19 protein-coding genes, 1 tRNA gene, 2 pseudogenes and 1 other annotated feature are annotated in these 25586 nt (G+C 52.7%); of the genes and pseudogenes, 14 read left to right on the forward strand and 8 right to left on the reverse strand.

Features of this window, described 5'->3' with window-relative positions; genetic code table 11:
* Positions 1-2 precede the first annotated feature (2 nt).
* Positions 3-1067 (reverse strand): tRNA preQ1(34) S-adenosylmethionine ribosyltransferase-isomerase QueA, encoded by a 1065-nt coding sequence (gene queA / locus KJS40_RS12345; RefSeq protein WP_213538157.1) that lies wholly within the window; start codon positions 1065-1067, stop codon positions 3-5.
* Positions 1068-1150: 83 nt separating this feature from the next.
* Here queA and KJS40_RS12350 point away from each other — a divergent pair.
* The 5 genes from KJS40_RS12350 (at position 1151) to KJS40_RS12370 (ending at position 5400) form a co-directional block, all read left to right on the forward strand.
* Positions 1151-1237, forward strand: a tRNA-Leu gene (locus tag KJS40_RS12350).
* 355 nt (positions 1238-1592) lie between these two features.
* Positions 1593-1994, forward strand: coding sequence for a hypothetical protein (locus KJS40_RS12355; protein WP_213538159.1), 402 nt, complete (start codon positions 1593-1595; stop codon positions 1992-1994).
* 167 nt (positions 1995-2161) lie between these two features.
* Positions 2162-3196, forward strand: a complete 1035-nt coding sequence (locus tag KJS40_RS12360) for an IS110 family transposase (protein ID WP_213538161.1) — start codon at positions 2162-2164, stop codon at positions 3194-3196.
* A gap of 275 nt (positions 3197-3471) precedes the next feature.
* A protein-coding gene (locus tag KJS40_RS12365) for an IS3 family transposase (protein WP_213538163.1) occupies positions 3472-4700 on the forward strand; the annotation gives its coding sequence in 2 pieces (ribosomal slippage) (positions 3472-3751 and positions 3751-4700; 1230 coding nt in all).
* Positions 3750-3866 (forward strand) — a sequence feature (AL1L pseudoknot). (Overlaps the previous gene by 117 nt.)
* A 358-nt stretch (positions 4701-5058) precedes the next feature.
* A complete protein-coding gene (locus KJS40_RS12370; protein ID WP_213538164.1) occupies positions 5059-5400 on the forward strand; it encodes a recombinase family protein in 342 nt (113 codons plus the stop codon).
* 97 nt (positions 5401-5497) lie between these two features.
* Here KJS40_RS12370 and KJS40_RS12375 read toward each other — a convergent pair whose 3' ends face one another.
* The 3 genes from KJS40_RS12375 to KJS40_RS12385 form a co-directional block, all read right to left on the reverse strand.
* The gene (locus KJS40_RS12375; RefSeq protein ID WP_213538166.1) at positions 5498-7114 is read right to left on the reverse strand and encodes a dihydroxyacetone kinase subunit DhaK; all 1617 of its coding nucleotides are present in this window, start codon (positions 7112-7114) and stop codon (positions 5498-5500) included.
* Positions 7115-7190: 76 nt separating this feature from the next.
* A complete protein-coding gene (locus tag KJS40_RS12380; RefSeq protein WP_213538168.1) occupies positions 7191-8360 on the reverse strand; it encodes an IS4 family transposase in 1170 nt (389 codons plus the stop codon).
* 160 nt (positions 8361-8520) lie between these two features.
* Positions 8521-9255: an IS6 family transposase gene (locus KJS40_RS12385; RefSeq protein ID WP_213539845.1), complete on the reverse strand. Its 735-nt coding sequence runs from the start codon at positions 9253-9255 to the stop codon at positions 8521-8523.
* 328 nt (positions 9256-9583) lie between these two features.
* On the opposite strand from KJS40_RS12385, the gene KJS40_RS12390 reads away from it, so the two are divergent.
* The 9 genes from KJS40_RS12390 (at position 9584) to KJS40_RS12430 (ending at position 22216) form a co-directional block, all read left to right on the forward strand.
* Positions 9584-10195 (forward strand): hypothetical protein, encoded by a 612-nt coding sequence (locus KJS40_RS12390; RefSeq protein ID WP_213538170.1) that lies wholly within the window; start codon positions 9584-9586, stop codon positions 10193-10195.
* 672 nt (positions 10196-10867) lie between these two features.
* A complete protein-coding gene (locus KJS40_RS12395; RefSeq protein ID WP_213538172.1) occupies positions 10868-11005 on the forward strand; it encodes an Arm DNA-binding domain-containing protein in 138 nt (45 codons plus the stop codon).
* Between the two features lie 646 nt (positions 11006-11651).
* Complete coding sequence (locus tag KJS40_RS12400; RefSeq protein WP_213539846.1) at positions 11652-12104, forward strand: chemotaxis protein CheW; 453 nt, start codon at positions 11652-11654, stop codon at positions 12102-12104.
* Between the two features lie 7 nt (positions 12105-12111).
* On the forward strand, positions 12112-13617 hold the full coding sequence (locus KJS40_RS12405; protein WP_213538174.1) for a protein-glutamate O-methyltransferase CheR: 1506 nt from the start codon (positions 12112-12114) through the stop codon (positions 13615-13617).
* Positions 13607-14248: a chemotaxis protein CheW gene (locus tag KJS40_RS12410; RefSeq protein WP_244859594.1), complete on the forward strand. Its 642-nt coding sequence runs from the start codon at positions 13607-13609 to the stop codon at positions 14246-14248. Before KJS40_RS12405 ends, KJS40_RS12410 begins: the two co-directional genes overlap by 11 nt.
* Before the next feature lie 96 nt (positions 14249-14344).
* The gene (locus KJS40_RS12415; RefSeq protein ID WP_213538176.1) at positions 14345-15808 is read left to right on the forward strand and encodes a methyl-accepting chemotaxis protein; all 1464 of its coding nucleotides are present in this window, start codon (positions 14345-14347) and stop codon (positions 15806-15808) included.
* An 18-nt stretch (positions 15809-15826) separates the two neighbouring features.
* On the forward strand, positions 15827-18187 hold the full coding sequence (locus KJS40_RS12420) for a response regulator (protein WP_213538178.1): 2361 nt from the start codon (positions 15827-15829) through the stop codon (positions 18185-18187).
* The gene (cheB, locus tag KJS40_RS12425; protein ID WP_213538186.1) at positions 18184-19251 is read left to right on the forward strand and encodes a chemotaxis-specific protein-glutamate methyltransferase CheB; all 1068 of its coding nucleotides are present in this window, start codon (positions 18184-18186) and stop codon (positions 19249-19251) included. The genes KJS40_RS12420 and cheB overlap by 4 nt, the downstream gene beginning before the upstream one ends.
* Entirely contained in the window at positions 19241-22216 is a 2976-nt protein-coding gene (locus KJS40_RS12430; protein ID WP_213538189.1) for an EAL domain-containing protein, read from the forward strand. Before cheB ends, KJS40_RS12430 begins: the two co-directional genes overlap by 11 nt.
* A gap of 96 nt (positions 22217-22312) precedes the next feature.
* Here the strand turns inward: KJS40_RS12430 and KJS40_RS12435 are convergent.
* From KJS40_RS12435 to KJS40_RS12450, 4 genes and pseudogenes are all read right to left on the reverse strand, one after another.
* Positions 22313-23074 (reverse strand): annotated as a pseudogene (locus tag KJS40_RS12435) (IS5 family transposase).
* 227 nt (positions 23075-23301) lie between these two features.
* Positions 23302-23793 carry a cupin domain-containing protein gene (locus KJS40_RS12440; RefSeq protein WP_213538190.1) on the reverse strand — a complete coding sequence of 164 codons (492 nt, stop codon included), beginning with the start codon at positions 23791-23793 and terminating at the stop codon, positions 23302-23304.
* A gap of 2 nt (positions 23794-23795) precedes the next feature.
* Complete coding sequence (locus KJS40_RS12445) at positions 23796-24275, reverse strand: carboxymuconolactone decarboxylase family protein (protein ID WP_213538192.1); 480 nt, start codon at positions 24273-24275, stop codon at positions 23796-23798.
* 265 nt (positions 24276-24540) lie between these two features.
* A pseudogene (locus KJS40_RS12450) lies at positions 24541-24741 on the reverse strand (transposase); the annotation flags it as partial.
* Positions 24742-25586: the final 845 nt, after the last annotated feature.

Consider the following 25586-nt stretch of genomic DNA (forward strand, 5'->3'; position numbering starts at 1 on the left):
TTCTATGATTGTCGTTCGATCAACATGGCGTCACCGTAACTGAAAAACCGATACCGCTCATTCACAGCATGCTGGTAAGCACGACGAATGTTCTCCGTTCCTCCAAATGCGGACACGAGCATCAGCAAGGTTGAGCGAGGCAAATGAAAATTGGTCAGCAGACGCTCTACCACGCGGAAACGATACCCTGGCGTAATAAAGATATCGGTCTCGCCATGACCCGATTTCAATTCGTCCATACTTTCCAATGCCTCCGCCTTTGCCTCTGCCGTGCGTGCTGCCGCCCCTTCCAAAGCTCGCAGCGATGTGGTGCCGACTGCAAGCACCCTGCCCCCTCCGGCTTTCGCGCGCCGAATTACGTCAATCGTTTCCTGTGGCACATGAAAAATTTCTCCATGCATTTTGTGATCGGCAATATTGTCCACCCGAACCGGCTGGAACGTACCGGAACCCACATGCAGCGTCACATAAGCAATCTGCACCCCCATTTCTCGTAATGCAGCAAGCATGCTTTCATCAAAGTGCAGGCCCGCAGTCGGCGCCGCGACAGCGCCTGCCTGCTTCGCGTAAACGGTCTGGTAGCGCGCCTCGTCCATTTTTCCCGGCAGCCGGGAAATATAAGGCGGCAGCGGCAGGTTACCGTAACGCTCCAATAAATCGATAACCGTGTTTTCGTGATTGAAGCGCAACGTATAAAAATCATGCTCGCGGGCCAACACCGTCACGTTAATGGCGCCAGCAAGGAAAAGCTTCGAGCCCGGTTTCGGCATATGACTCGCGCGCACGATCGCCAACACGCAATGGGCATCCAGCACCCGTTCCACCATCACCTCCACCCTGCCGCCCGTGTCCCTCACGCCGTGCAGACGCGCCTTGATCACGCGGGTGTCATTAAACACCATGACGTCGCCAGGGCGCACATAGCGGGGCAAATCGGCAAACATTGCATCACCCAGGGCACCAACAGAACCTTTCAGATGCAGCATGCGACTGCTGGCGCGCTGCTCAACCGGGAACTGCGCGATGAGCTCGGGGGGCAAATCGAAATCGAAATCCTGAATTTTCATCGCGCATATTATACCGATACACCCGGCATTGCTTATGAGTTGCCGCGATTTGGATTTTCAGTAATAATGCCCCGGCAGGCTGTGCCGGGATGGCGGAATTGGTAGACGCACGGGACTCAAAATCCCGCGACCGCGAGGTCATGGGGGTTCGATTCCCCCTCCCGGCACCAGCAATCACTCGCTTTACCTCCAAAATACAAAGAGTTACAGCTTAAAGAGCTTGCTATTAGTGGTACTTTTGTGGTGCTATCCATGAAACTATCGCTCGGAAGCTTATTCAAGGTGTCTCTTCGTTACGTCTATAAGCGCGGCACTACCTTCTACTACCAGAGAAAGATACCCCTCGACCTAGTGGACCGCTACGGGGGGAAGATACTTATCAAGGTCAACCTCAAGACTAACAATTTAAAGCAAGTAGCTACACAGGTCGCCAAACTCAATAGGCAGTATGAATCAACGTGGGCTTCCCTTCGCCACAATCCCGATAGAAGTCCCTAAAGTATTCGTGAATCCGCCATTAAGCTATTGGCTCAGTTTGGGCTACAACCTCAGTCCTCCCCAAACGACGAATTCGGGCTTGATGCATTCATAGATACCCTCCAAGCGAAAGAGCGAGCCTATACGGGAGGGACTGTCGAGGGCGAAGGGGAGCACATCAGTCACGAAGAGTTCCTAAGCTCTGTTGAACTAGAAGCTCTAAGGCTGATTAACGAGAAGCCTCAGTTCCGCCTCAGCGATGCCCTAGAGGTTTACCTAAGCGGTCACCCAAAGAAGAACGATGTGAAGTTTGTAACCCATGTCCAAAGGGTGTGGGATAAACTGATTGGGCTGGTGGGTGACAAGGGGGTCACGGAGGTAACGCGGGCTGATGCTAATGAATACGTCTCCACAGTACTCACAGGAGGGTCCAAGACCGGAACAGTCTGAACCGCCCCGGGTTTTGAGGAGGCTCCAACATCTGAGAGAAATGGTATGGACGCCTCCTCCCGTGAGGAATGGTAGGGAAGGATGGGACTCTCAGGGGGCCATTGGCATCGGCGTGATTACAGTGGAAGATCGCATAAATCTTCACATTGCAAACCGGAGGAGCCGAGATGAAGCTAACGCCAGTTGGAATCGATATTGCAAAGATGGTCGTCCAAGTGCACTACGTGGACGAGGAAACGGGTGAGATCGTGAACAAGCCCGTCAAACGTGCGGTGTTTCTAGAACATTTCGCTAACCGGTCGTCGTGCCTCATCGGAATGGAGGCGTGCGGGGGTGCGCACCACTGGGCGCGGAAACTGTTGAAGATGGGTCATCAGGTCAAGTTGATGCCGGGAGAATTCGTGAAGGCGTTTAACATCCGCAACAAGAACGACGCGGCGGATGCTCGGGCGATCTGGCTGGCGGTGCAGCAACCAAGCAAGGCGGTCGCGGTTAAAACCGAAATGCAGCAGGCAATGCTGGCGCTGCACCGGATGCGCGAACAACTGGTGAAGTTCCGGACGATGCAGATCAACGGCTTACGCGGGCTGCTGACCGAGTACGGCGAGGTGACGGCTAAAGGACGGGCGTCGCTTGACAAGGCGATACCGGAAATCCTTGCCCGGGTCGTGGAGCGTTTGCCAGCGGTGCTGATCGACACGTTGCGTGAGCAGTGGAACGGACTGACGAATCTGGACGAGCAGATCGCAGCGATCGAGCGCCGGATGCGCGAATGGAAGAAGGACGATGGCGTGAAAGCGATCAGTGAGATCCCCGGCGTGGGGCTGCTGACCGCAACCGCGGCGGTCGCGATGATGGGCGACGCGAAGGCGTTCAGATCAGGGCGGGAGTTTGCCGCGTGGGCAGGACTGGTGCCGAAGCAGACCGGTTCGGGCGGCAAGGTGAATCTTCACGGCATCAGTAAGCGCGGCGACACGTATCTGCGCACGCTACTGATCCACGGCGCACGTAGTGTGTTGATAAACACGAAGGACCCAGGTCCGTGGGTCGAACAGATGAAGCAGCGGCGGCATCCGAATGTGGTGACTGTCGCCCTGGCAAACAGGATAGCGCGGACGATCTGGGCGGTGCTTGCCCATGACCGACCGTACCAGAAAGGATATGCAAGCGTGAAACCGGTGTTAGCGGTAACCGCCAGATGAGAGATTGACTCTGTAAAGATGGAACGTCTATCTAGGTTGCGTTGGGAATCGATAGCGATGGCAACACAGGTCGGACCGGGATCCGCCAAACCTGAATGGCTCCAAGAACTTCGAGTTCGTGAGAGAAATGAGGTGCGGGTCAGCGGAATCCATAGTGGCCCGCAGCGGAAGGATCGGCTGCAACAAGGCCGGATATAAAGCTGCGAACCGTTCCTGTCACGTCAGACCAACTCGAAGTCCCTTGCAAAACGGGAGGCGCCCATATAAATGGAGCCATGAAGAAATCAAACAAGTTTTCCCCTGAAGTACGTGAGCGTTCGGTACGCATGGTGTTCGAACACCGTGGCGAGTATCCATCCTTGTGGGCAACCATTGAATCCATTGCGCCCAAGATCGGTTGTGTTCCCCAGACTTTGCATGATTGGGTCCGTAAACACGAGATTGACACTGGCATGCGCGATGGCGTTACCGGCGCCGAGCGCGACCGGATAAAAGCGCTGGAGCGCGAAGTTCGAGAACTGCGCAAAGCCAACGAGATTCTGCGACTGGCGAGCGCTTTTTTCGCCCAGGCGGAGCTCGACCGCCGATTCAAGTCCTGAGGCAGTTTATCGACCAGCATCGGGATGCCTACGGGGTCGAGCCGATCTGCAAGGTGTTGCAGGTTGCCCCATCAGGCTATCGACGCTATGCCGCACAGCAGAGGAATCCTGCATTGCGTTGTGCTCGCGCCAGGCGTGATGACATGCTGCATCCAGAAATCAAACGGGTTTGGCAAGCCAATATGCAGGTCTACGGCGCTGACAAAGTCTGGCGACAACTGAACCGTGAAGGTCGCCATGTGGCTCGCTGCACGGTAGAGCGACTCATGAAACGCCAAGGCCTGCAAGGCGTGCGGCGTGGCAAGATTGTGCGAACCACGATTGCCGACGCGGCAATACCTTGCCCATTGGACCGGGTCAACCGGCAGTTCAAAGCGGATCGTCCTAATCAGCTTTGGGTCTCAGACTTCACGTATGTTTCGACTTGGCAGGGCTGGCTGTATGTAGCCTTCGTGATTGACGTATTTTCCAGGCGCATCGTGGGCTGGCGCGTGAGCAGTTCCATGCACACGGATTTCGTGCTCGATGCCCTGGAGCAGGCACTCTACGCTCGCCAGCCCGAGCAAGCCGATGCTCTGGTGCATCATAGCGACAGAGGATCGCAATACATCTCCATTCGCTATACGCAACGTCTTGCCCAAGCTGGGATTGAGCCCTCCGTAGGCAGTCGGGGAGACAGCTACGACAACGCCTTGGCTGAGTCAGTCAACGGGCTGTACAAGGCCGAGCTGATCCATCGCCGAGCACCCTGGAAAACCAAGGCCACTGTGGAACTGGCGACCCCGGAATGGGTATCCTGGTTTAACCACCACCGGTTACTCGAACCTATCGGTTACATTCCGCCCGCTGAAGCTGGGATAAACTATTATCAGCAACTGGCCGAAAGGACCACGGTAGAAGTCTAACTTAAACCAAACAGCCTCCATGAAACCCAGGGCGGTTCAGTCAGCGGGTCGGGCTCTAGCATGATGGAATAATTTCCTCGTTAACATTCCGCACCAACTGCTAAAGGTACTGCATGGGTGCAGCGCATACCCTGCGCAGAATTGTTGAGTTAAAGTAATGCCAGGATAAGTTTGTCTGCCTCAGCCACTCCTGTACCTTGGCAATATCCGCCCCGTTATCCAGCGCATCAACTGTCGATCAAACTGCGGGTTTCCAGGCGCAGCTGAGAGAACTTGAAGGCGTCAAGTGTCAAAAAATCTTCCGTGAACAGACATCATCGGTTGCGTTCGTCCACAGCTTGATGCGGCATTGGAGTTCATGCGGGAAGGTGATGTTCTTGTGATCACCAAACTCGACCGGCTTGCCAGATCGGTTCCCGATCTCATGAGAATCATCCAGGCGCTGGAAAGAAAGGGCGCTGGCTTACGGGTTCTTAACCTGGGGATGGATACGAGCACCCCCACCGGAAAACTGATGTTGACTGTATTAGGAGGCATCGCTCAATTCGAGCGGGAAATGATGCTGGAGCGTCAGAGGGAAGATGTCCTCAAGGCCAGGGCGGCAGGGAAATACAAGGGACGAAAATCGGTAGCGGAAGCAATCAGGCAGGAGGTGATTCGTCTTGCTGGCTCGCGCCGCACGCTCCCATTATTTTATTGATAACGTATTTTATCAATAATAACTGACCGAGGGGTTTGTCCTAATTCATCACACATAAAATATGTTATGGTTATAAATAGATGCTTACAATTTAAAATTAGGCCAAGTGTTCAAACAGTCGCGCGACCGCCTCAGCACCTGGATCAGCGTGACCGATCAAATGCTTGGCATTGACATAGGAAGCGCGGCCCGCATTCGCCTTGCTCATGTGGGCAGTGCGATCGGCACCCGCACGCGCGGCTTTCGCCGCCTCGGGCAGGCTCTCTTCCAGGGCATCAAGGGCTGGCGCAAGGGCATCGACCATGGTGCGGTCACCCGGACGTGCCCCACCGATCTCCTGCATTCTCCGCAACCCGGCCTGCAACGCTTCGCGCATTGGCAAGCCGCTTGAGGCGGCATCGCCCGCTGCGGCGAAGAAGATCGCGAGGAGCACACCGCACGAGCCTCCCATGGTTTGGGAAAGCTCCAAGCCAATGGCTCGATAGAGCTGGGTATGGTCGGCAAGCGGCAATCGGTCCACGGCGCTGATCAGGGCGCGTGCCGCGCCGGCCAGCGTGCTTCCAGTGTCGCCATCGCCTGACTTCGCGTCGAGCGCGTTGAGGTCGTTCTCGGCGGCGATCAGAACCTCGCAGCAACTGGTCAGGAACTCCCTGGTCGGCTTGTGCATCGAGGGCATCGGAACGACAGCCGTCAGGCCGTCCGGAAGCGCCTGAATCGTGACCTGGCCTAGCCGGGAGACCCGTGGCCATGCCGCCAGCGGCGTGTGCTGCTTGAGCAGGGCGATCTCGGCATCGTCGGCAGGATAGGCCGAAATCGAGAAGCCATGCATGTCGAGCGATGTCATCATGGCCGCTGGCCCGATGACGTGGGTTATCCGCTCGCCAATCGCTGACCGCCGGATTTCGTTGAGGATGATCGACATCTCGATGACCGACGTGCCGCCGAGATTGTTGACCATAGCGACATGCGGCTTTTCTTCCATTGCAGCTGACAGGCGCTCGACCATGGCAGCGACAGCTTCGCTCGCGTCCTTGAACTCGACCTGCTCGACCCCGGCTTCACCGTGGATGCCAAGCCCAAGCTCGGCCATGCCGGGCGGGATGCGATCCTCCTTTGGCGAACCTGGGATGGTGCAGGTGTTTAGCGACATGCCGATGCTTTTTGTCTTTGACACGACCTTGCGCGCGGCCGCGGCGACGTGCGCCAAGTCGGCACCATTCTCGGCCAACGCGCCGGCTATCTTGTGCACGAAAAGCGTGCCGGCGACGCCGCGGGCTTGGGGCAAGTCGGGCAACGCCACATCATCGTCGACGATGACTATCTCGACATTCAAGCCAAACTGGCGAGCGCGTTCGGCCGCCAGCCCGAAATTCAATCGGTCACCGGTATAATTCTTGACGATGAGCAGGCAGCCGGACGATCCCGTCACGGCAAGGATGCCTGCCAGTACCGCGTCGACTGTCGGCGAGGCGAAGATGTCGCCGCACACCGCAGCCGTCAGCATCCCTTCCCCGACGAAACCCACATGTGCCGGTTCGTGGCCCGATCCGCCTCCCGAAATCAACGCGACCTTGGACTTGTCCCAGTCATTGCGTACGACCACCCGTATATGCGGATAGCCGTCGAGCCGCGCCAGCTTACCGCCAGACGCCGCGACCAGACCATCGATGGCTTCGGTGACGATGCTTTCTTTGGTGTTGATGAACTGGGCCATATTTTCGGCTCTGTTGCAAAAAATGATTTTTGATAAAAAGTGAATTTAAAAGTTATTAAAAATCAGTAGTGTCCGGTTAAAAGTCGAACAAATTTAGTTGGTTATTGAGGTCAGTCTGTTCGGAAATGTTGTCGATGCCTGCGAAGGCTTGCTGTAGCTGGGTTTTCTCGAATACTGAGACCGACAGAATCTGTAGCAAAGTGTAGAGCGAGGCATCAATTTGCAGCTCCTTTTTGACGATGGCAATCAGCACATAGGTGGCGATGGCGCACCAGATCTGCGTCTTCACTGCGTTCTCGCTGTTGCCGATAAAGTGCTTGATGCGCAGATGCTGTTTGATCCACTTGAAGAACAGTTCCACCTGCCAGCGACTCTTGTACAGTGCGGCGATGGTCGAAGCCGGCAATGCCGTGTTGTTGCTCAGGAACATCAGCGTCTTGCCGGACTCCGGATCTTTGAACCGGATGCGCCGCAACTGTTCGGGATAGGCTTTGGCAGAATAGTGGCCGTTGAGCGTGATGCGTTGATCGCAAATCATGCCTGTGCCCCGGTCGGTGGACATCGAATACACCCGGCGCGCATTCATGCCCCGCTTGGCGCGGGTCACGAAGAAAGCGCCAGCCTGATGCAAAACGTACAGCCTGGAGAAGTCCAGATAGCCCCGGTCCATCAAGTAGAACGCACCGGCTTCCACGGGCAGCATGTCCAGCACACTGACCTCGTGGGTCTTGCCGTCGCTGATATGGATGAAGGCAGGAATGCTGCCGCGCAAATCCAGCAGCGTATGCAGCTTGACCGCTGCTTTGGTGGAACGAAACGGCGCCCAGGGAAACAGCGACAGGCACAGGTCGATAGTAGTGGCGTCCAGCGCATAGACAGTGTTGGCAAGCTCGACACCGAAGCTGTCGTTGCAATAGAGCTTGCGCGCGCGGCGAATGAGCACTGCCGCCAGATCGGCCCAGATGCGCCAATCGCGCCCTTCGTTGGCGTCGGCCAGCGTGGAACGCCTGACCAGCGTGCGAAAGCCCATGCCGTACAGCTTGGACTGATTGACCAAAAGACAGGCTTCGATGTCGCGCAGACTCTCGCGATAAGTCAGTTGCGCAAACGCCATCACGCGGAACTGTTCGGTGCAACTCAGGCGCCGCACCCCCGAATCGCCGCCGTGACGCGCCACAATGCGGGTAAAGCTCGTCCATGGCACAAACTCCATGATCTGCGCGAACATCGTCTTGCCCGAATTCATAAGCTACCTCCCGAGGAATCAATCTCGGAAAGCTACTCGAATATGAACCAGTTGATTTCAAATCGGCACCAAAGTAATTTGCTTGAAAAGCCGCGCCAGAGCTCGATCTCTGCGCACTCATTACTGATTTAACCGGACACTACTGTTAAAAAATATTTAGTTAAAAATTAAAATATAGCTGTTTCTTATTTTTTGCAACAGAGCCCCTGTAGATACCGAATTGCCTTTCAATTAGCCAGATTTCTCCTATGAGGCCTTGGCCCAATTTCCAAATGTCCAGCTGCCCTTTCTTAAACATCCGCATGAGCTCGAAACCTTTGATGGTGGCGTAGGCTGTTTTCATCGATTTAAAGCCGCGCACCGGGTTTATCAAGCGTTTGAGCTTGCCATGATCAGCTTCGATAATATTGTTCAAGTATTTGACCTGCCGGTGCACGGTATCCGGCGGACACTTTCCTTCCGTTTTTAATTCGGTAATGGCGGACCTGTAAGCGGGCGCCTTGTCGGTATTGATAGCACCGAGGTGCGCCCAGGGTTTCGTGGATTTCAGGGCTTTGCCCAGAAAACGTTTGGCAGCTTGAGTATTGCGAGTAGCGGAGAGATAGAAATCAATCGTATAGCCTTTTTTATCAAGTGCCCGGTAGAGATACGTCCACTCCCCTTTTACTTTTACGTAGGTTTCATCCACCCGCCAACTGTAATACCACCTCAGGCGCTTTTCCATTTCGGGCGCGTAATGCTGAACCCAACGGTAGAGCGTCGTATGATCTACATCAAGACCACGTTCCAGCATCATTTCCGCCAAATCACGATAGCTGATCCCGTATTTGCAATACCACCTGACACAACCCAGAATCAGCTCACCACGGAAATGACGCCACTTAAAATCTGACATTTGAGGATGTCCTGAAAAATACAATGGTGCACCTCGCTTCTTATTTTTTGCAACAGAGCCGTAGCCGGGAGGCTACACAAATGGGGGTGGGAGGCAGTTGATAAAATATGTTATCAAGGGTACAAGGATATCGAAAAAATTTTCTCATCCTACTTGCTCTATCCCTAAACTTCTCTATAAAGAAAAATGACTGCAAACCAAGGCTCGTGAACAGAATGAAACGATCGCAAACGGCTCCTCGTTCTAAAGGGACTGCACGGGCGAGTGGTTGGACCAGTCGTTCAATCGAAATACTTCGCGTTCTAAATATACTAAAACGGAGAAATTCATGCGTTCGCAAATGTTTATTACCTTTCACCGAGAATCGAATCAAATTGGTCCGCCATTAATTTTGAATGGGGCAGATGCTCATCCTGATGTAACTGACGCAATTTCATGGGATGCTCTTATAAATACTGTGGCCGCGGTATATCACGGATTTACCGGACAATGGGCGGGTCTTAAGGACGATATAACAAAGCTGTACGAAAACGCGTTAAAGGAAAAGAATCAAATGGTCAACAAGAATAATCAACTTGAACTTTTGGAGGGTGGCGGGATTGTGGGCCGAAATGAGCAAGTCGATGAGGCTAGGATTTTGTTTCAGGCATGGTCGGAGGACGATCTCACGAGCTCGTTTGCACGGGTAGATCCTTCTGATCAGATACAGGATTTAGGAGAGAAACGTTACCGGAAGAACGATGAGAACTGGTATGAACACGGTTTCAGTTTCCCCCTAAAAAACCTCCGGGCAGGCGAGTATATAGTATCCGGTGCCTCTGGAGATGATGGATGGTTTTTCGATGTAGGCGTCAGTAGCCAATTAAATGTTGTGGTCAAGCCAAGAGTCCCTGATACGATTAATAGGGCAGTCCTTGGAATCTTTGGTCGTGCAGCTTAACTTTAGCTAATGTCTTCGTCATTGTCACCGAAAGAGTTGAGTAGCACGGTGACGTGATGAAGACGGCTGCAATCTTATCGCCACTTGGGATGAAGCTGCAACTCTATGAACCTTTTCAAATGTCTTCGCAATAACAACGCCACGAAGGCCAGCACACTCTCTGCTAACTGATCTCAAATGGACATTCGCAAGTCTTGTACAATCCTCGGTATTGTCTCTCCATGAGAAACAAGCGTTCCACGCATACCACTTTAGAATCACCATGATGGTGCTGTTGGGATTAGCAACATGGGCAAAAGCGTTGAGCATCGTGAACATCCGGATGGAACTACTTCTGAACTGTCTACTTGACTGAGAAGCTTACGGGTAAAGCTCACTGAACGTATCCGATTCTCTAACTGGTCATGACTCAGTCCGTTCATTAAACAATGTCAGGATAGAGTCTGTAATCTCTAAGTCTAAGGACTGGTGTCAATTAAGTATTTTATGAAGTAGCGTCCAGAATTGCCTTCTGGCTCATGTTGACGTATGGGTATAAGTACGGGTAAAAAATTACCCGGAGAAGTTTTTACCCGTTATGGCTTTAGGACTCCTATCCGCAATTGAAGTCCACAACCCAAGCCAGGGGACAAGTCACGCAAGCTGCGTGATGAAAATGCCCTGAACCTGCTGGTGCGCCCCAAGGGGTCCAAATACTTCCAATTTCGCTACACACTTCACGGCAAGGAAAAAGTGCTGCAACCAGGCGTTTATCGCAAGATGGGCCTAGCCGATGCCAAGTTGACAGCGATGTTGTCCGCCAACTGGTGATCACTGGCATTGACCTTGTCTGCCTATCGCAGTTTTTTATCCTCGTCATAGAAGCCGACTAGAAGCGCGCCCAATTCTATCCTGGAGCTTTGCGGATCGGTATATCGCCAAGCATGAGGCTATTCCGTGTCATCAGCGGTCCCTGTCCGACTCAATCGGTGGCTACTCCGGCAACATGCAACCTCCTTGAGGAATGGTTGCAGCGCGCATTTCAATATCCCTACCTGTAAAATTCTACAGCTATTAAAACTCATCAATATGTAGTCTCATAGGACGGTCATCAACCATAAAAAGTGAGGCCAGCAATGGCAATTGTTTTCAAATATGCTATAGCAGTCAGATGGATCAAAGAGCAGCGCCAACTACGACAGAAGAATCACTGTTTGCCAGAGCAGATCTGGCGTTAATAGCAAAATAATTCGCAAGGTTGCCTAGCTTGTCTCCCCGAGTACTCCGGTAGTAATGGCGAGCTCGATGCCGAAACATTTAGTCAGTCTCAGTCGCAACCTATGGCTCAGGTCAAGACTAATTTGGCGCGCCCCCAACCCTATCTCATTAATCCAGGTCGAGGACCGATATGAGCGTCTGGCGCCGGAAATCTTTGTAACCTGTTCTATTTCCTATACAGAGTGATTCACAAGCAGTGATGGATAACCAGTACCTGGTTTTTATTCTCGATAATCAGGGGTATGCCCTGCATCTGTCCACGGTGGACAGCGTCACGCGCATGGTTAATATAATCCCGTTACCGGGTGCACCGAGTGTCGTGCTTGGCGTCGTTAACATGCGGGGCCGAGTTATCCCTGTTGTCAATGTCCGTCAGCTTTTTAAGCTGCCAAAGCGTGAGGCCTTGCTGACTGATCAGCTGATTTTTGCGCATACCGAACGGCGTCCTGTGGCGCTGATGGCGGACGCAGTAACGGGAGTCATTGAAGGTCTTGAGCATCGCCTGATCTCAACAGATATTATCCTTCCGGGAATCAAATATCTAAATGGCGTTATCAAACTCGAGGATGGACTGGTTTTTATCCACAATCTTGGCGAGTTCCTTTCCTTGGATGAAGAAAAGGCTTTGAATTTGGCGCTTGGTACCACCTGAGACAGATATGCAAATCACCTTTCCCCATCTGCTGCTCTCACAGCTAAGCGAATTGCTTGAGATGAAGATGGGTTTGTATTACCCGGAAAAGCGCTGGGATGATCTTGAGCGCCGAATTGCATTCGCAGCACAGGAGCTTGGCATGAAGGACACTGAATCAGGAATCCTCCAACTCCTTTCCAGTTCCCTGACGCGCCGACAGATCGAAATACTTGCTCGTCATTTGACCGTCGGCGAGACTTATTTCTTCCGGGAACAGAGAGGCCTGGATGTACTTGAGGGACGTATTTTTCCCGAATTGATGCGTATGTGCAAACGCGGTAACCGAAAATTACGTATCTGGAGCGCGGGTTGCTGCACAGGCGAGGAACCCTACACCATTGCTATGCTTCTCGATCGCTTGTTCCAGCATGACGGGGAATGGAATGCGACCATCCTGGCTACTGATATCAACCCCGCATTCCTGGACAAAGCGGCGGAGGGTCTATACAGCGAATGGTCTTTTCGGGCTACACCGGACTGGATTAAGGAGCGTTACTTCAAACGAAAAAAAAATGGACTATTCGAGATATTGCCGCATATCCGAAAAAGGGTGACGTTTTCCTACCTGAATCTGGCGGAGGACGTGTATCCCTCAGTCGCCAGTAACAGGAGTGCGATGGATATCATCTTCTGCCGGAACGTACTGATGTATTTCAGTCCGGAAGGAGTTAGGAGAATTGGACAGAACTTTCACCGGTCTCTCGTGAGTAATGGATGGCTGGCTGTAAGCCCGGTGGAGATGTCCGACGATTTCTTCCCCCAATTTAAATCCACGGCGTTTCCCGGGGCATCTCTCTATCAAAAAGTTGAAAGCCCTGAGTCGCGGAGAAATATGGTTGAGTGCCGATTTTCTGGCGCGTTACCAAATATCTCACGCAGGGTCCAGAAACCTTTAACGCACACGTTTGGTGTCCAGGGTCGGTTCACAACCTCCACCCTCAAACGCTCGGCGGCGGCAGAATTGCCTGTGGTAACTGACCTGGTTGAACAACCGCTTACTGCTCACCCCGTTACAGACCAGCCAGAGAGGGAGGAGTTTGAGGTGCTTTGCCAATCAGCCCGTTTCTATGCCAATCGAGGCGATCTTACCAAGGCCGCCAGACGGTGCGAGGAAGCAATTGCGGCAAATAAACTTGAGCCGGCAGCCTATTATCTCCTCGCCACAATTCAGCAGGAACTCGGACAAGTGGAGGACGCGATGCAGTCACTGATGAGGACGCTATATCTTGATCCGGACCTTGTGCTCGCCCACTTTGCATTGGGTAACCTGTGTTTGTCGCACGGCAAAAGCCGGGAGGCAGAACGTCATTTGGACAACGCGTTATTGCTGCTGGCTTCGTACCCATCCCACGCAATTCTGCCGGAATCAGAGGGGTTAATCGCTGGCCGACTCACCCAAATCATTACATCTATGCGGACAAGTAAATTCGCCGGATTGCCAGGAAATAAAGAGCAAAGCATTGACAACTAACGCGCCAGTGTTCCCAAAAAAAAAGAAACCGGTTCGTACGAGTTTTCTTGAGGTCGAGCGGCGGTTGAGTGCAGCAAGGGCAGCGGTCGAACGCATGTGGACACCTTCCATCGAAGAGACGCAGCGGATCCTGCAAGCGAGGGCACTGGCACTGGCACAGGAAGCATTGCAGCAAGGCGCCGCAAGCGAAGGCACTCAGGTAGTGGAATTTACGCTGAGCAATGAAAGTTATGCAATCGAATCGCACTTCATCACCCAGATTGCTTGCGTGGAAAACATAATGCCGCTGCCCTGCACGCCGGCATTTGTTTTAGGTATGGTCAATCTGAGAGGGCAGATATTCCCGGTTATTGACCTAAAGGTGTTTTTCGAACTGCCAGAAAAGGAATTAACCAACGTCAACAAAATTATCGTACTGAAATCAGGAAAAATAATCTTCGGCATCCTGGCGGACGAAATTCTCGATATGCGCCGTATCCCGGTAACCGACATCCTGCCCTCTCTGCCCACACTCACGGGTATCCGTAAGAATTATCTCAAGGGAATGACTTCAAAGCCGTTGATGATTCTTGATGCGGCAAAGCTCCTCCTTGATGAGAACATCTTCGTAGATGAACAAGTAACCGAGTGAGCCAAGCAGGAGACGAAAAAGCTTGGAATTTCAAACAGAAGCACGGCAGGCGACACCTTGAGATGATAAAAAATTGAAGCTGTGAAAGGGAACAATATGACCATCAGTAAAAAAATTATGGGCGGCTACGCGCTTATACTGGCCCTGCTTGCACTCTCGACGGTTGTTGCGTTCTATGCACTCAATCAGATACAGGTGGCCTACGAACATTTCCTAAGCGTGGACGAGCGACTGATGGAGAGCGCGAACGAGCTTCGGATCGCGGGGTTTGCGCAGCAGACGTACGTCCGGGGAATTTTGCTCTATCCAGAGCTCCGGAAGGCTAACCAGTTGCTCCTGCAAGACAATGATCGCCAGTTCAAGCAAATCTTCGACAAAATGCGGCGTGTGATGGGTGGAGAAAAGCAGACCGATCTGCTCGACGACATGGAATCTCTGCATGAACAATTGGAACGCGCTCAACAGGGAGTCATTCAGCTCACGCTCGAGCAAAAATCCGAGGAAGCATTAGCTTTCGTGATCAACACGTTTCGCCCGCTCAGCCTTGCGCTCATCGATAAAGCCAAGCGTTTCTATGAGCAACAAACTGTACTTTTGGAAAGGAGAAAAATTGAGCTTGCGGATAAAGTCAGTTTTTTTACCATTACATTAGCAGTTGTTTCTTTATTTGCTGTTTTAGTCGGGGTAACAATCGGCGTCCATCTCAGTCGTACTATTACCCGGCAGCTCCGCGAAAGCATCGCCCAGTTGTCATCGTCTTCAGCAGAGATTCTTTCTACCACCTCCCAGGTTGCCTCGGGTGCCGCTGAGACCGCAGCCGCCGTGAGCGAGACAACCGCCACTGTGGAAGAAGTCAAACAAACGGCGCAACTGGCAAGTCAGAAAGCCAAATTTGTTTCGGACAGTGCGCAGAAAGCCTCCAACGTCTCGCAGGCTGGCCGTAAATCGGTGGAGGAAGCCATTAGTGGAATGCATCGCATTCAGGAACAGATGGAATCCATAGCCGAGAGCATTGTGCATCTTTCTGAGCAGAGCCACGCCATTGGCGAAATCATCGCAACAGTCAACGACTTGGCTGAGCAATCCAATCTGCTGGCGGTGAATGCGGCAATTGAGGCAGCCCGGGCTGGAGAACAAGGTAAGAGTTTTGGCGTAGTGGCCCAGGAGATAAGAAGCCTGGCCGAGCAATCCAGGCAAGCAACCGGGCAGGTGCGCACGATATTAGGCGATATTCAGAAGGCCACTAATGTTGCGGTACTCGCTACTGAGCAGGGCAATAAAGCTGTAGAGGCGGGCGTCAAGCAATCCACCGAGACTGATGAAGCAATCCGCCTGCTCTCGGCCAGCATTAGCGAGGCCGCGCAGGCAGCCACCCAGATCGCGGCATCAAGTAAGCAGCAAATGGTTGGCATGGATCAGGTGGCGACGGCCATGATCAATATCAAGCAGGCAAGCGAGCAGAATGTTGCGGGCACCCGGCAGGCAGAATTGGCAGCGCAGGGTTTGTATGAAATGGGGGCTAAACTGAGTACCCTGATAGGCGGCAGGATTGTTAGATAGAGCGAATGGAAAAAATCCATGACCAGCAAAAATGATGCGCTCCTGGAGAGGCTTCTTGCAATGTTTCGGGTTGAGGCAGATGCGCATCTCCAGGCTATGTCGTCCGGGCTGCTTGCGCTGGAAGAGAAACCTTTGGATACACGTGGGGCCGATATCATTGAGGCCATATTGCGGGGCGCTCACAGTTTGAAAGGTGCCGCCCGGGCTGTGAACTTTACACAGATAGAAGCAGTGTGCCGATCTCTGGAAAACGTCTTCTCGGCGCTGAAAGATAAAAGTCTTGCCATATCGTCACCGCTGATTGATCTGCTGCTTCAAACAATCGATGCGCTAAGCGGACTGGTTGCTGGAGATGGCAGTATGTCCGGGACGCAAAAGTCTCTGTTGCCCAAAATGATGCGACAGCTTGACGATATACTGAAGAGGCCATTGCATGAGCTTGCTAGCCATACCGAGGCGCCGCAAGCTGCACCGCTTTTACCTTTAGCTGCTTCCGATGAGTCAACCGAATCAGGTTCCAATATGGCTGCACAGAGAGCGGCGTCCGCTGCGAGCCATGCATCCGCGACAATCAGGGTACCTATTGCAAAACTCGAAGCGATTCTGCGTCAGGTTGAGGAATTACTGCTGCCGCGACTGGGGGTGGGACAACGTGCCAAGGAACTAAGCGAGGTCAGTGCGGCACTTGCCACATGGAAAAAGCAGCGGCTGCAAATCCAATCGGCAATGCGTATCGTTGATCGCGAGTTGACATTCAGTCTTAAGGATAACCGGACCTTTCGAGGAAAGCATGAGCTTCCCAAGCTGCTCAAATACCTGGATACCGAGCCGCTCCATATGAAGGCGCTTGAGAGCCAGCTGGCGAGGCTGCAACGGGCAGCCGAGCAGGATCACCGCACCCTGGCCGGCATGACGGATTATCTGCTTCAGGATGTCAAAGAGATGCAGTTACTGCCTTTCTCGACATTTCTGGACATCCTGCCCCGATTCTCCCGGGATCTGGCCCGCGAGCAGGGCAAGAGCTTGGAGCTTGTCATTCGCGGAGGCGAGATGGAAATTGATCGGCATATCCTGGAAGAGATGAGAGACCCTCTTATCCACCTGGTACGTAATTGCATTGATCATGGCATCGAGCAATCGGCGGCACGGTTAGCTAAAGGCAAGCCTTCGTACGGAAAAATCACTTTTTCATGCTCACGGAGCGATAGCGGTACGGCGGAGATACTTGTGACCGATGATGGTGCGGGGATCAATGTAGCGATGGTAAAAGCGGCAGCTCGCAAGCTTGGCGTAGTATCCCCAGAGGAGATGGAACAGCTGGGAGAGGTCGAATTAATGGCGCTGGCTTTTCAGTCCGGGGTAACCACCAGCCCCATCGTAACCGATATCTCCGGACGCGGGCTCGGACTTGCGATTGTACGTGAAAAGGTTGAAGGCTTGGGTGGCAGCATCGTGGTCACGTCAAATGCTGATACCGGAACCGTTTTCCGCATCTTACTGCCGCTAACGCTGGCAAACACCCGCGGGGTCCTTGTTCATGCCGGGGGACAGCTTTTTGTTATTCCTTCAAATAGCGTTGAACGGGTGCTCCTCATCGCGAATAGCGAAATTCAGACTATGGAGAACCGTGAAACGATTCTGGTTGACGAACAACCGCTTTCTCTAGTCTGGCTGAGTGACATACTGGAATTGCGTCCTCGCGTTGCAGAGGTTGACGCGCGCACCACACCAGCTGTAGTCCTCGGCTCAGGTCTCGGCCGCATTGTATTTCTGGTGGAAGAGATTCTTGGTGAGCAGGAGATTCTAATCAAAGGACTCGTCCGGCCATTGACGCGCGTACGGAACGTCACAGGTGTATGTGTAGTGGGGACTGGCCTTTTGGCGCCCGTACTCGATGTACCTGATCTGCTGAAGTCGGCGGTCTCGCCGTCGGCCGCAGTACGCGTTCCTACTCGCCGTTTATCGGCTGAAAAGCATGAGACGTCAAGTGAACAATCTATTTTAGTGGTGGAGGATTCCATTACTGCGCGGACGCTGCTCAAACATATACTGGAGTCGGCGGGCTATCGTGTGACCACAGCCGTCGACGGGGTTGATGGATATACCGCTCTTAAAACAGGCGCGTTCGACCTGGTAGTCTCCGACGTTGAAATGCCACGTATGGACGGCTTTGCTCTGACAACCAAAATACGTGCTGACAAGCAATTACCGGGGCTGCCCGTGGTACTGGTAACAGCACTGGATTCACAGAATCATCGCGAGCGCGGCATTGAGGCTGGTGCGAATGCGTATATCGTGAAGAGCAATTTCGATCAGAGCAATTTACTGGAGGTCATCCGGCGCCTTATCAGCCTCGGGGGCATAAGTTCCTCGCCATGATCAGAGTTTTAGTAGTGGAAGATTCGCCTGTAGTAAGAGAGTTCCTGGTTTACATTCTCAACTCGGATCCTGACGTCACGGTTATCGCCACCGCTTGTGATGGAGAGGAAGCGCTCGATGTTCTGCGCAGTCATCGACCTGACGTAATTACCATGGACATCCATATGCCGAAGTTGAACGGGCTGGAGGCAACGCGAGTGATCATGGAGACACAACCGACTCCCATTGTAATCGTGAGCGGCAGCACAGATCCCACAGAGGTTGTGACAACGTTTGATGCGATCGACGCAGGCGCACTCGCGGTTCTACGCCGTCCTGCCGGCATCGGCAATCCAGATCATGAGGCAACGGCTCGGGATTTGATACAGGTCGTAAAACTGATGTCTGAAGTAAAGGTAGTGCGGCGCTGGTCGCGTATGCGGAAGTCCTTCCAGACCCCGTGCCAGACAAGCATCTCTTCGTTGCCCCGAGCGGCACAAACAAAAATTGTCGTCATGGGTGCTTCTACTGGTGGCCCGCCCGCGCTCGAAACTATTCTGCGGGCACTCCCAAAGGATTTCCCTGCGCCTATTTTAATAGTCCAGCATATGGCGGGAGGATTCATAGAAGGATTTGTTGAATGGCTGAAGAATTCGGCCAGCCTCCCTGTTCATGTTGCCAAGCAGGGCGAATTACCGCTGCCGGGACATGTCTATGTTGCGCCTGACGAATACCAGATGAAAGTAGGAAGCGACGGGAGGATTGTGTTGACCAAGGATGAGCCCGAGCATGGGTTGACGCCTTCAATTTCTTATCTTTTCCGGTCGGTTGCCGACGTGTACGGCCATGGTGCCATTGCCGGCCTATTGACGGGCATGGGCCGGGACGGAGCGGAAGAGCTATACATGCTAAAGGCGAAAGGCTCGATCACATTCGCGCAGGACAAGGACAGTTCTGTCGTCCACGGTATGGCGGGCGAGGCCATCAAGCTAGATGCAGCGACGCTGATTTTACCTCTGCAAAAGATTGCGGCAGTGTTGACGGACCTGGTAAACGATAGAGGAGAAATGAAGTTTGGCTCATGATGTTTCAGCCCACGACGCCCGGAAAGCCAAGATTCTTATCGCGGAGGACAGCCCTACCCAGGCAGAAAAATTGAGATATCTGCTTGAGGAAAATAACTTTAAAGTTACTACCGCAGGCAATGGCAAGCAGGCTCTTGCGGCAGCCCGGCGGTGCAAACCGGCATTGATTGTCAGCGATGTGATGATGCCTGAGATGGATGGGTTTGCGCTATGCGCCGAAATCAAACGGGACGCACAGCTCAAAGATATTCCCATGATTATGCTTACTTCCCTGTCCGACATCAGGGACATCATGAAAGGATTGGAATCCGGCGCTGACAATTTTATCCGTAAGCCATACGACGACCAGTATCTTCTTGATCGCATCGACTACCTGCTGATGAGCCACGAACTGCGCAAGAGCCAGAAGATGCAAATGGGAATGGAGATTTATCTCGGCGGGCAAAAACATTTCATCACAACCGAACGGCAGCAGATCGTGGATCTATTGATTTCGATCTACGAGGATGCGGTCCACCTCAATTATGAGCTAAATGCACGGCAACTTGAGTTGACACACTCGAATCGTTTGCTCCACGGACTGTATCAGATAGCGGAGGGTCTGAATCAGGCAGTAACCGAGCGCGAGGTCTGCGAAAAAGCACTCGAGTACGTGGTGGAACTGCCCGGAGTCCAGGCAGGGTGGCTTTATCTGTGGGATCGCAGCGGGGTCAGGTTGGCTGGTGCGCGGAACGTACCGGTATCATTAGCTGCGGAGAGCATAGAGGCACTATGCGAATGCCGTCGCCTTTTGCTCTCTGGAGAGTTCAGCCACGCTCCAAAAATTTTACAGTGTGAGCATCTTATCCAACATGGAGACCATGCCTCTCTCCCTTGCTATCATGCGAGCATACCGTTGTGGAGCGGCAATCAGAGCCAGGGCGTCATGAATGTGCTGGGCCTGGAACAAGAGCAGTTCAAGGACAATGAGTTGGACACGTTTTATGGGGTCGGGTACCAGGTAAGCGTCGCACTGGAACGCGCCCGATTGCATGAACACATGGAAAAATTGGTCGAGGAGCGAACCGCGGCATTAACGGCAGAGATCTCCCGACGCAAGGAATATGAAGCCAGGGTAGTCAGGCTCAACCGCATCTATAGCGTATTAAGCGGCATCAACACGACTATTGTGCGCGTCCGTGAAATACAGGAACTCTTCGACGAAGCGTGCCGTATTGCAACAACCCATGGTGAGTTTGTCTTTACGTGGATCGGGATGTTCGAGGCCAATACGGGAAAAATTACGCCGATGGCTAAGGCGAGGCGAGGTGATGGCTATCTGTCCCGGCTCGATCTGGCCGCTGTGGTGGATGCGCCAGGGGGCTCCTGTTTGATAGGGGACGTGATCACACATCTCAAACCCGCCATTTGCAACGATCTCAATGCCTACCGGCGAAAGCAAAGCTCACACGTCCAACCGCCGAACGACGATTATCTTTCCATGGCGGTGTTACCCCTAACCCTTGATGGACAACTTGCCGGCATCCTGGCGCTCTATGCACGGGAGACAGGATTCTTCGACGACGAGGAAATGACTCTGCTGATCGAAATGGCGGGTGACATTTCGTTTGCAATGGATCACCTGAAAAAAGAGGAGCGTATCAATTATCTCGCTTTTTTCGACGCTGTAACCGATCTGCCGAACCGAGCGTTATTTCTGGATCGGGTCGATCAACGAATCCAGACCGTCTCTTCCGATCACAAGATGCTTTCTGTAATTGTCCTCGATATTGAGCGGTTCAGCAGTATTAATGAATCACTCGGCCACGGGGCAGGTGACAGTCTCCTGCGTCAGCTTGCAAAAAGGTTGAAGCAACTGCTTTCAGAAACAGACATTCTTGCTCATCTTTCTGCGGATTATTTTGCTATTGCGAGAACACATGAAGAGGAAAGCACTGATATTGCCCATATTCTGGAAAAGCTCCTGTTTGAGGTTCAGAACCAGCCTTTCCTGACGGCTGGGCAGGAATTGCGCGTTTCCGTCAGAGCGGGAACATCATCCTATCCCGCCGATGGCCGAGATACCGATACACTCTTGAGAAATGCCGAAACGGCACTGAAAAAAGCAAAGCTTTCTTCCGATAAGCACTTGTTTTACGCTCCCGAATTTCATGCCAGGGTTAAAGAAAAACTGAAACTCGAAACCAGGCTGCGCCAAGCGCTGGAGCAGGAACAGCTGGTGCTGCACTACCAGCCAAAAATTGATCTTGAAAATGGAAAAATCAGCGGATTGGAGGCATTGATGCGCTGGGAGGATCCGGAAAATGGCTTGATACCTCCACTGAGCTTCATTCCTTTGCTCGAAGAAACCCGGATGATCCTGGAAGCGGGCCGTTGGGCGCTGGGCAAAGCGATATCGGACGCACAGAAATGGAAATCCTTAGGGTTGAATCCCCCAGTAATTGCAGTGAATGTCTCGGCAATTCAGTTACAGCAAAAGGATTTTGTTAGTATGGTGGCGGATGTGCTGCGCAACGCAGGGGAAGTTTCGGTCGGATTGCAACTCGAGATCACTGAAAGTGTAATCATGAACGACATAGAGGCTAATATCGAGAAGCTTAGCCTTATTCGAGATATGAATATTCAGATCGCTATTGACGATTTCGGTACCGGCTATTCTTCGCTCAGCTATATTGCCAAGTTGCCAGTTAATGTCCTGAAAATTGATCGCGCTTTCATTATCAATATGAATACCAATCCAGACGATCTTAGCATCGTTTCTGCAATCATATCTCTAGCACATTCACTGAATCTCCGTGTTATTGCCGAGGGAGTGGAAACGATTAAGCAAGCCGATCTTTTGCGAAGACTTAAGTGCGAGGAGATGCAGGGATATCTATTCAGCCCGGGCGTCACAACGGACAAGATCGAAGAATTCCTGCGTGAGAAGAAATCTCTCCCCGCTTGGAGTACTCAGCGGAGTTAGGGCTAATTATCCGTTACTTATTGCTTTCTTCGAGTTTTTGAGCCACATTATTGTGGCTCATTCACGGTTCTATTTCTCAGCTCGAGCTAGGGCCTGTTAACACAATCTAAGTACTTCGACGATCAAGGCGAAGTGGATGAAGCCAGTGAACATTCCATCAAGTTTCTCGAAGCGCGAGAAGATACGGCGGAATCCTTTCAGTCTCCTGAACAGTCGCTCGATCTCGTTACGCCGCCGGTACATAACCTTATCTATTCCCAAGGCTCAAGCCGGTTGATCTTGGGTGGGCTACCGGAATGAAACCCAGGTCCAACGCTAGTTGCCGTGTTTCCTTTCCCTCGTAGGCGCGATCCATTACCAGATGAACTGGCCAGCGGGGCTTGTCCAGGCTGCCGAGCAGCTTGCGCCCCTCCAGCGTATCGTGAGCCTGTCCGGGGGACAGCGCAAACGTTATAGCCGTTCGAGCATCCGCGGCAACCATATGAATCTTGGTGGTCCACCCGCCTCTGGATTTGCCAATGGATTGGGGGCCGTTTTTTTTAATGCCCCAGTGCCGTCCGGATGAACCTTCACAATGGTGCTGTCCAAGGAAACGGCCTCGATCTTGATGCGAACAATCTGTGCGCGCTGCAACTGCTCAAACACCCGATCCAGCACACCACTCTTGCTCCAGCGATTCATGCGAGTGTAGATAGTGTGCCAATTACCGAAGCGTTTGGGCAGACCGCGCCACCTGCAGCCATGCTCGGCCACATACAAAATGGCGTTCAATACGCTTAGATTGCTGAGACTGACATTGCCCCGCTGAAGCGGCAGACAGTGTACGATTCGCTCGTACTGGGCTTGAGTGATTTCCATGCTCGTAAGTATAGCTGAATACATGCAATATGGTTATTAGAGTTAACAGGCCCTAGGTAAATAGTTGCGTGTGTACGTACAAGGCTCGATTTGACTATAGTACAGAAAGCATTTTTTGCTAAATAAGGATTATGGTGGTTGAAATTAGGCCGGGGTTGAGCCAGCAAGGGTTTACGAACCCACCTGTCACGGATAGGCGTAGCGGCCGCTCGGAAGCCGTGTGGGCGTCAGTGCGCCGGCGTAAGAACAGGCTCGTCGCTGTTCTTCAACAGGAAGACCAGAAACTTGGCGGGCTTGGTGAGGCTGGCGTTGCGCCCTACGGTGTGCACATCGTCCGGGCCTTCGTAGAAGGTCTGGCCGGGTGTCAGCGTCACCGGCTTTCCGCCCTGCACGCTCATCACAATCGAACCCTCCAGCACGTAGATGAAACCATGCGCACGGTGGCGATGCACGGGGTCGGCAGCACCTGGCGGATAGTCGACGGTGAGTATCAGGGTTTCCTTGCCCGGATAATCGGGCAGCGCCTTGGTCATCAACGGCGTCACGCGCGCCGATGCTGGCGCCTGCTGTGCGCCGGCAGTGCCGGCCGCCAACAGCAACAGTATGGCGAGAGTTCTGAAAATAGTCATGGCTTGTTCCTCGTTGCTGGTCTGAGCAGCCCGTGTTTCCTGAATGAGTTCGGCGCGACGACGTACCCTCACGCAGTCGCGCTGATGCATGATCAGTACAAACCGGATTTGTCCAAACCCAATGCCTTGTCATACGAGCCGGGTACCGTCTGGAAGCCCACGCTGACGCGATTCCAGGCGTTGATTGACATCACCAAGAAGGTCAGGTCGGACAATTCCTTCTCGGACAGCTGCGTGCGAACACGCTCGTAGACGTCATCTGGCACGCCCTGGGCGGGGAGCTGGGTCAGGATTTCAGTCCATGCCAACGCGGCGCGCTCGCGCGGAACAAACAGTGTGGACTCGCGCCAGATGGCGACATGGTGCAGGCGGAGCGGTCGCTCACCATGGATCGTGGCTTCCTTGACGTGCATATCCACGCAGAACGCGCAGCCGTTGATCTGCGATGCCCTGATATTCACCAGATCATGAATAGACTCCTCGATCGTGGAGTGCCTTAGGGCCATGCTGAACTCGACGAATTTCTTGAACAGCTCGGGTGATTGCTTCTGGTAGTCAATGCGCTGAGTCATGATGAATCCTTGATGGTTGACAAAGCCCTATGAAGGTGATTTGGGTATCAATCAGTCACACGGGCCGGGACTGACGCGCCGCGGACGCAGGCAAGATGTGAATCGCTGCTGGCGTTGGGCTATAGGCTTGCGGCGCCGCCGATACGTTCCTAATCTATCTATAGCACAAAACTCTAGATTTTCCTTCTGGTGGCATCCAAAGCTGGGTATCAAGGCTTTAGCCATCTTGAGGCCCTTAGGCGAGCAGTTGGACAATTATGGACCGTTAACACAATCCAAGTGCTTCGACGATCAAGGCGAGGTGGATGAAGCCAGTGAACATCATCAAGTTTCTCGAAGTGCGAGAAAATACGGCGGAATCCTTTCAGCCTCCTGAACAGTCGCTCGATCTCGTTACGCCGCCGGTACATAACCTGTCGTATTCCCAAGGCTCAACCCGGTTGGCCCTGGGCGGGACTACCGGAATGAAACCAAAACAAATAATATGCAGAAAATGACTAAAGAATTGCAAAGATTGGCACCTCTATCGAGAGCGCCAATAAAGATGACGTCATTTTAAGCGATAACACGCTTAAAGATTTACGGCCCAACCCGGTGGGGGGTTTTGTCACAACAATGCAATCTCACTGTGAGATTATTTCCCTAGGCGGTTATCCCTATTCTGTAGAAGCCGACTGACATTTATTACCCCCTTGATAGATGTCTTAAGCCCGGTGATCCCCCACCGGGCTTTTTCGTGCACTCCACATTCGTGCGGGTTTCATTCCTTAGATGCTCTAACCTCTCGCTCATCTTCCTTGCGGCCCATTGAATATTTTGACAAGTATCGCCTGGCCCCGCCGTACTCACCGCGGCAATGATGAATAGCACCTGCTGCGCTAACCCGAACCTACGCTAAAATATACTTTTGATATGAGAGGTCGAGCGGACTCTCGAACTTTAAGGTTGGGTTTCACCGATGAAAATGACCTCAATATCAATAACATAAATATTTTTTCAAAGTGAAACTCACATCGCCTATTCTGAAAATCTCCTCAACCATGATAAGATTTGATAGCCATGCCATTACGAGGGGGATGTCTATGCTGCTCAATCTGGATTCGGAGACAATCACAATCAAATGTCCTCACTGTTCAATTAAGTATGAGGAGACAATTTCACGGCTGAAGTACGAACCAAAACTTGCCTGCCCTCATTGCGACAATTACGTCGGGGTAAACCTTCTGGAATTGCATATCGCGCTTGAATCGGTGCAAAAATCCTGTGACGCTTTGCTCAAGAGAATAATGAGAGAGCCCAACCGCAAGCGCT

Source organism: Nitrosospira sp. NRS527, from assembly GCF_018406445.1.
GTDB classification, from domain to species: Bacteria; Pseudomonadota; Gammaproteobacteria; order Burkholderiales; family Nitrosomonadaceae; genus Nitrosospira; species Nitrosospira briensis.

Excerpts from the sequence above, each read along its gene's own strand:
- KJS40_RS12445 (WP_213538192.1), bottom strand. The coding sequence starts at position 24,275 with ATGACTCAGCGCATTGACTACCAGAAGCAATCACCCGAGCTGTTCAAG.
- KJS40_RS12420 (WP_213538178.1), top strand. The coding sequence starts at position 15,827 with ATGACCAGCAAAAATGATGCGCTCCTGGAGAGGCTTCTTGCAATGTTT.
- KJS40_RS12385 (WP_213539845.1), bottom strand. The coding sequence starts at position 9,255 with ATGTCAGATTTTAAGTGGCGTCATTTCCGTGGTGAGCTGATTCTGGGT.
- KJS40_RS12390 (WP_213538170.1), top strand. The coding sequence starts at position 9,584 with ATGCGTTCGCAAATGTTTATTACCTTTCACCGAGAATCGAATCAAATT.
- KJS40_RS12440 (WP_213538190.1), bottom strand. The coding sequence starts at position 23,793 with ATGCATCAGCGCGACTGCGTGAGGGTACGTCGTCGCGCCGAACTCATT.
- cheB (WP_213538186.1), top strand. The coding sequence starts at position 18,184 with ATGATCAGAGTTTTAGTAGTGGAAGATTCGCCTGTAGTAAGAGAGTTC.
- KJS40_RS12405 (WP_213538174.1), top strand. The coding sequence starts at position 12,112 with ATGCAAATCACCTTTCCCCATCTGCTGCTCTCACAGCTAAGCGAATTG.
- KJS40_RS12370 (WP_213538164.1), top strand. The coding sequence starts at position 5,059 with ATGCGGGAAGGTGATGTTCTTGTGATCACCAAACTCGACCGGCTTGCC.
- KJS40_RS12360 (WP_213538161.1), top strand. The coding sequence starts at position 2,162 with ATGAAGCTAACGCCAGTTGGAATCGATATTGCAAAGATGGTCGTCCAA.
- KJS40_RS12415 (WP_213538176.1), top strand. The coding sequence starts at position 14,345 with ATGACCATCAGTAAAAAAATTATGGGCGGCTACGCGCTTATACTGGCC.
- KJS40_RS12375 (WP_213538166.1), bottom strand. The coding sequence starts at position 7,114 with ATGGCCCAGTTCATCAACACCAAAGAAAGCATCGTCACCGAAGCCATC.
- queA (WP_213538157.1), bottom strand. The coding sequence starts at position 1,067 with ATGAAAATTCAGGATTTCGATTTCGATTTGCCCCCCGAGCTCATCGCG.
- KJS40_RS12380 (WP_213538168.1), bottom strand. The coding sequence starts at position 8,360 with ATGAATTCGGGCAAGACGATGTTCGCGCAGATCATGGAGTTTGTGCCA.
- KJS40_RS12400 (WP_213539846.1), top strand. The coding sequence starts at position 11,652 with ATGGATAACCAGTACCTGGTTTTTATTCTCGATAATCAGGGGTATGCC.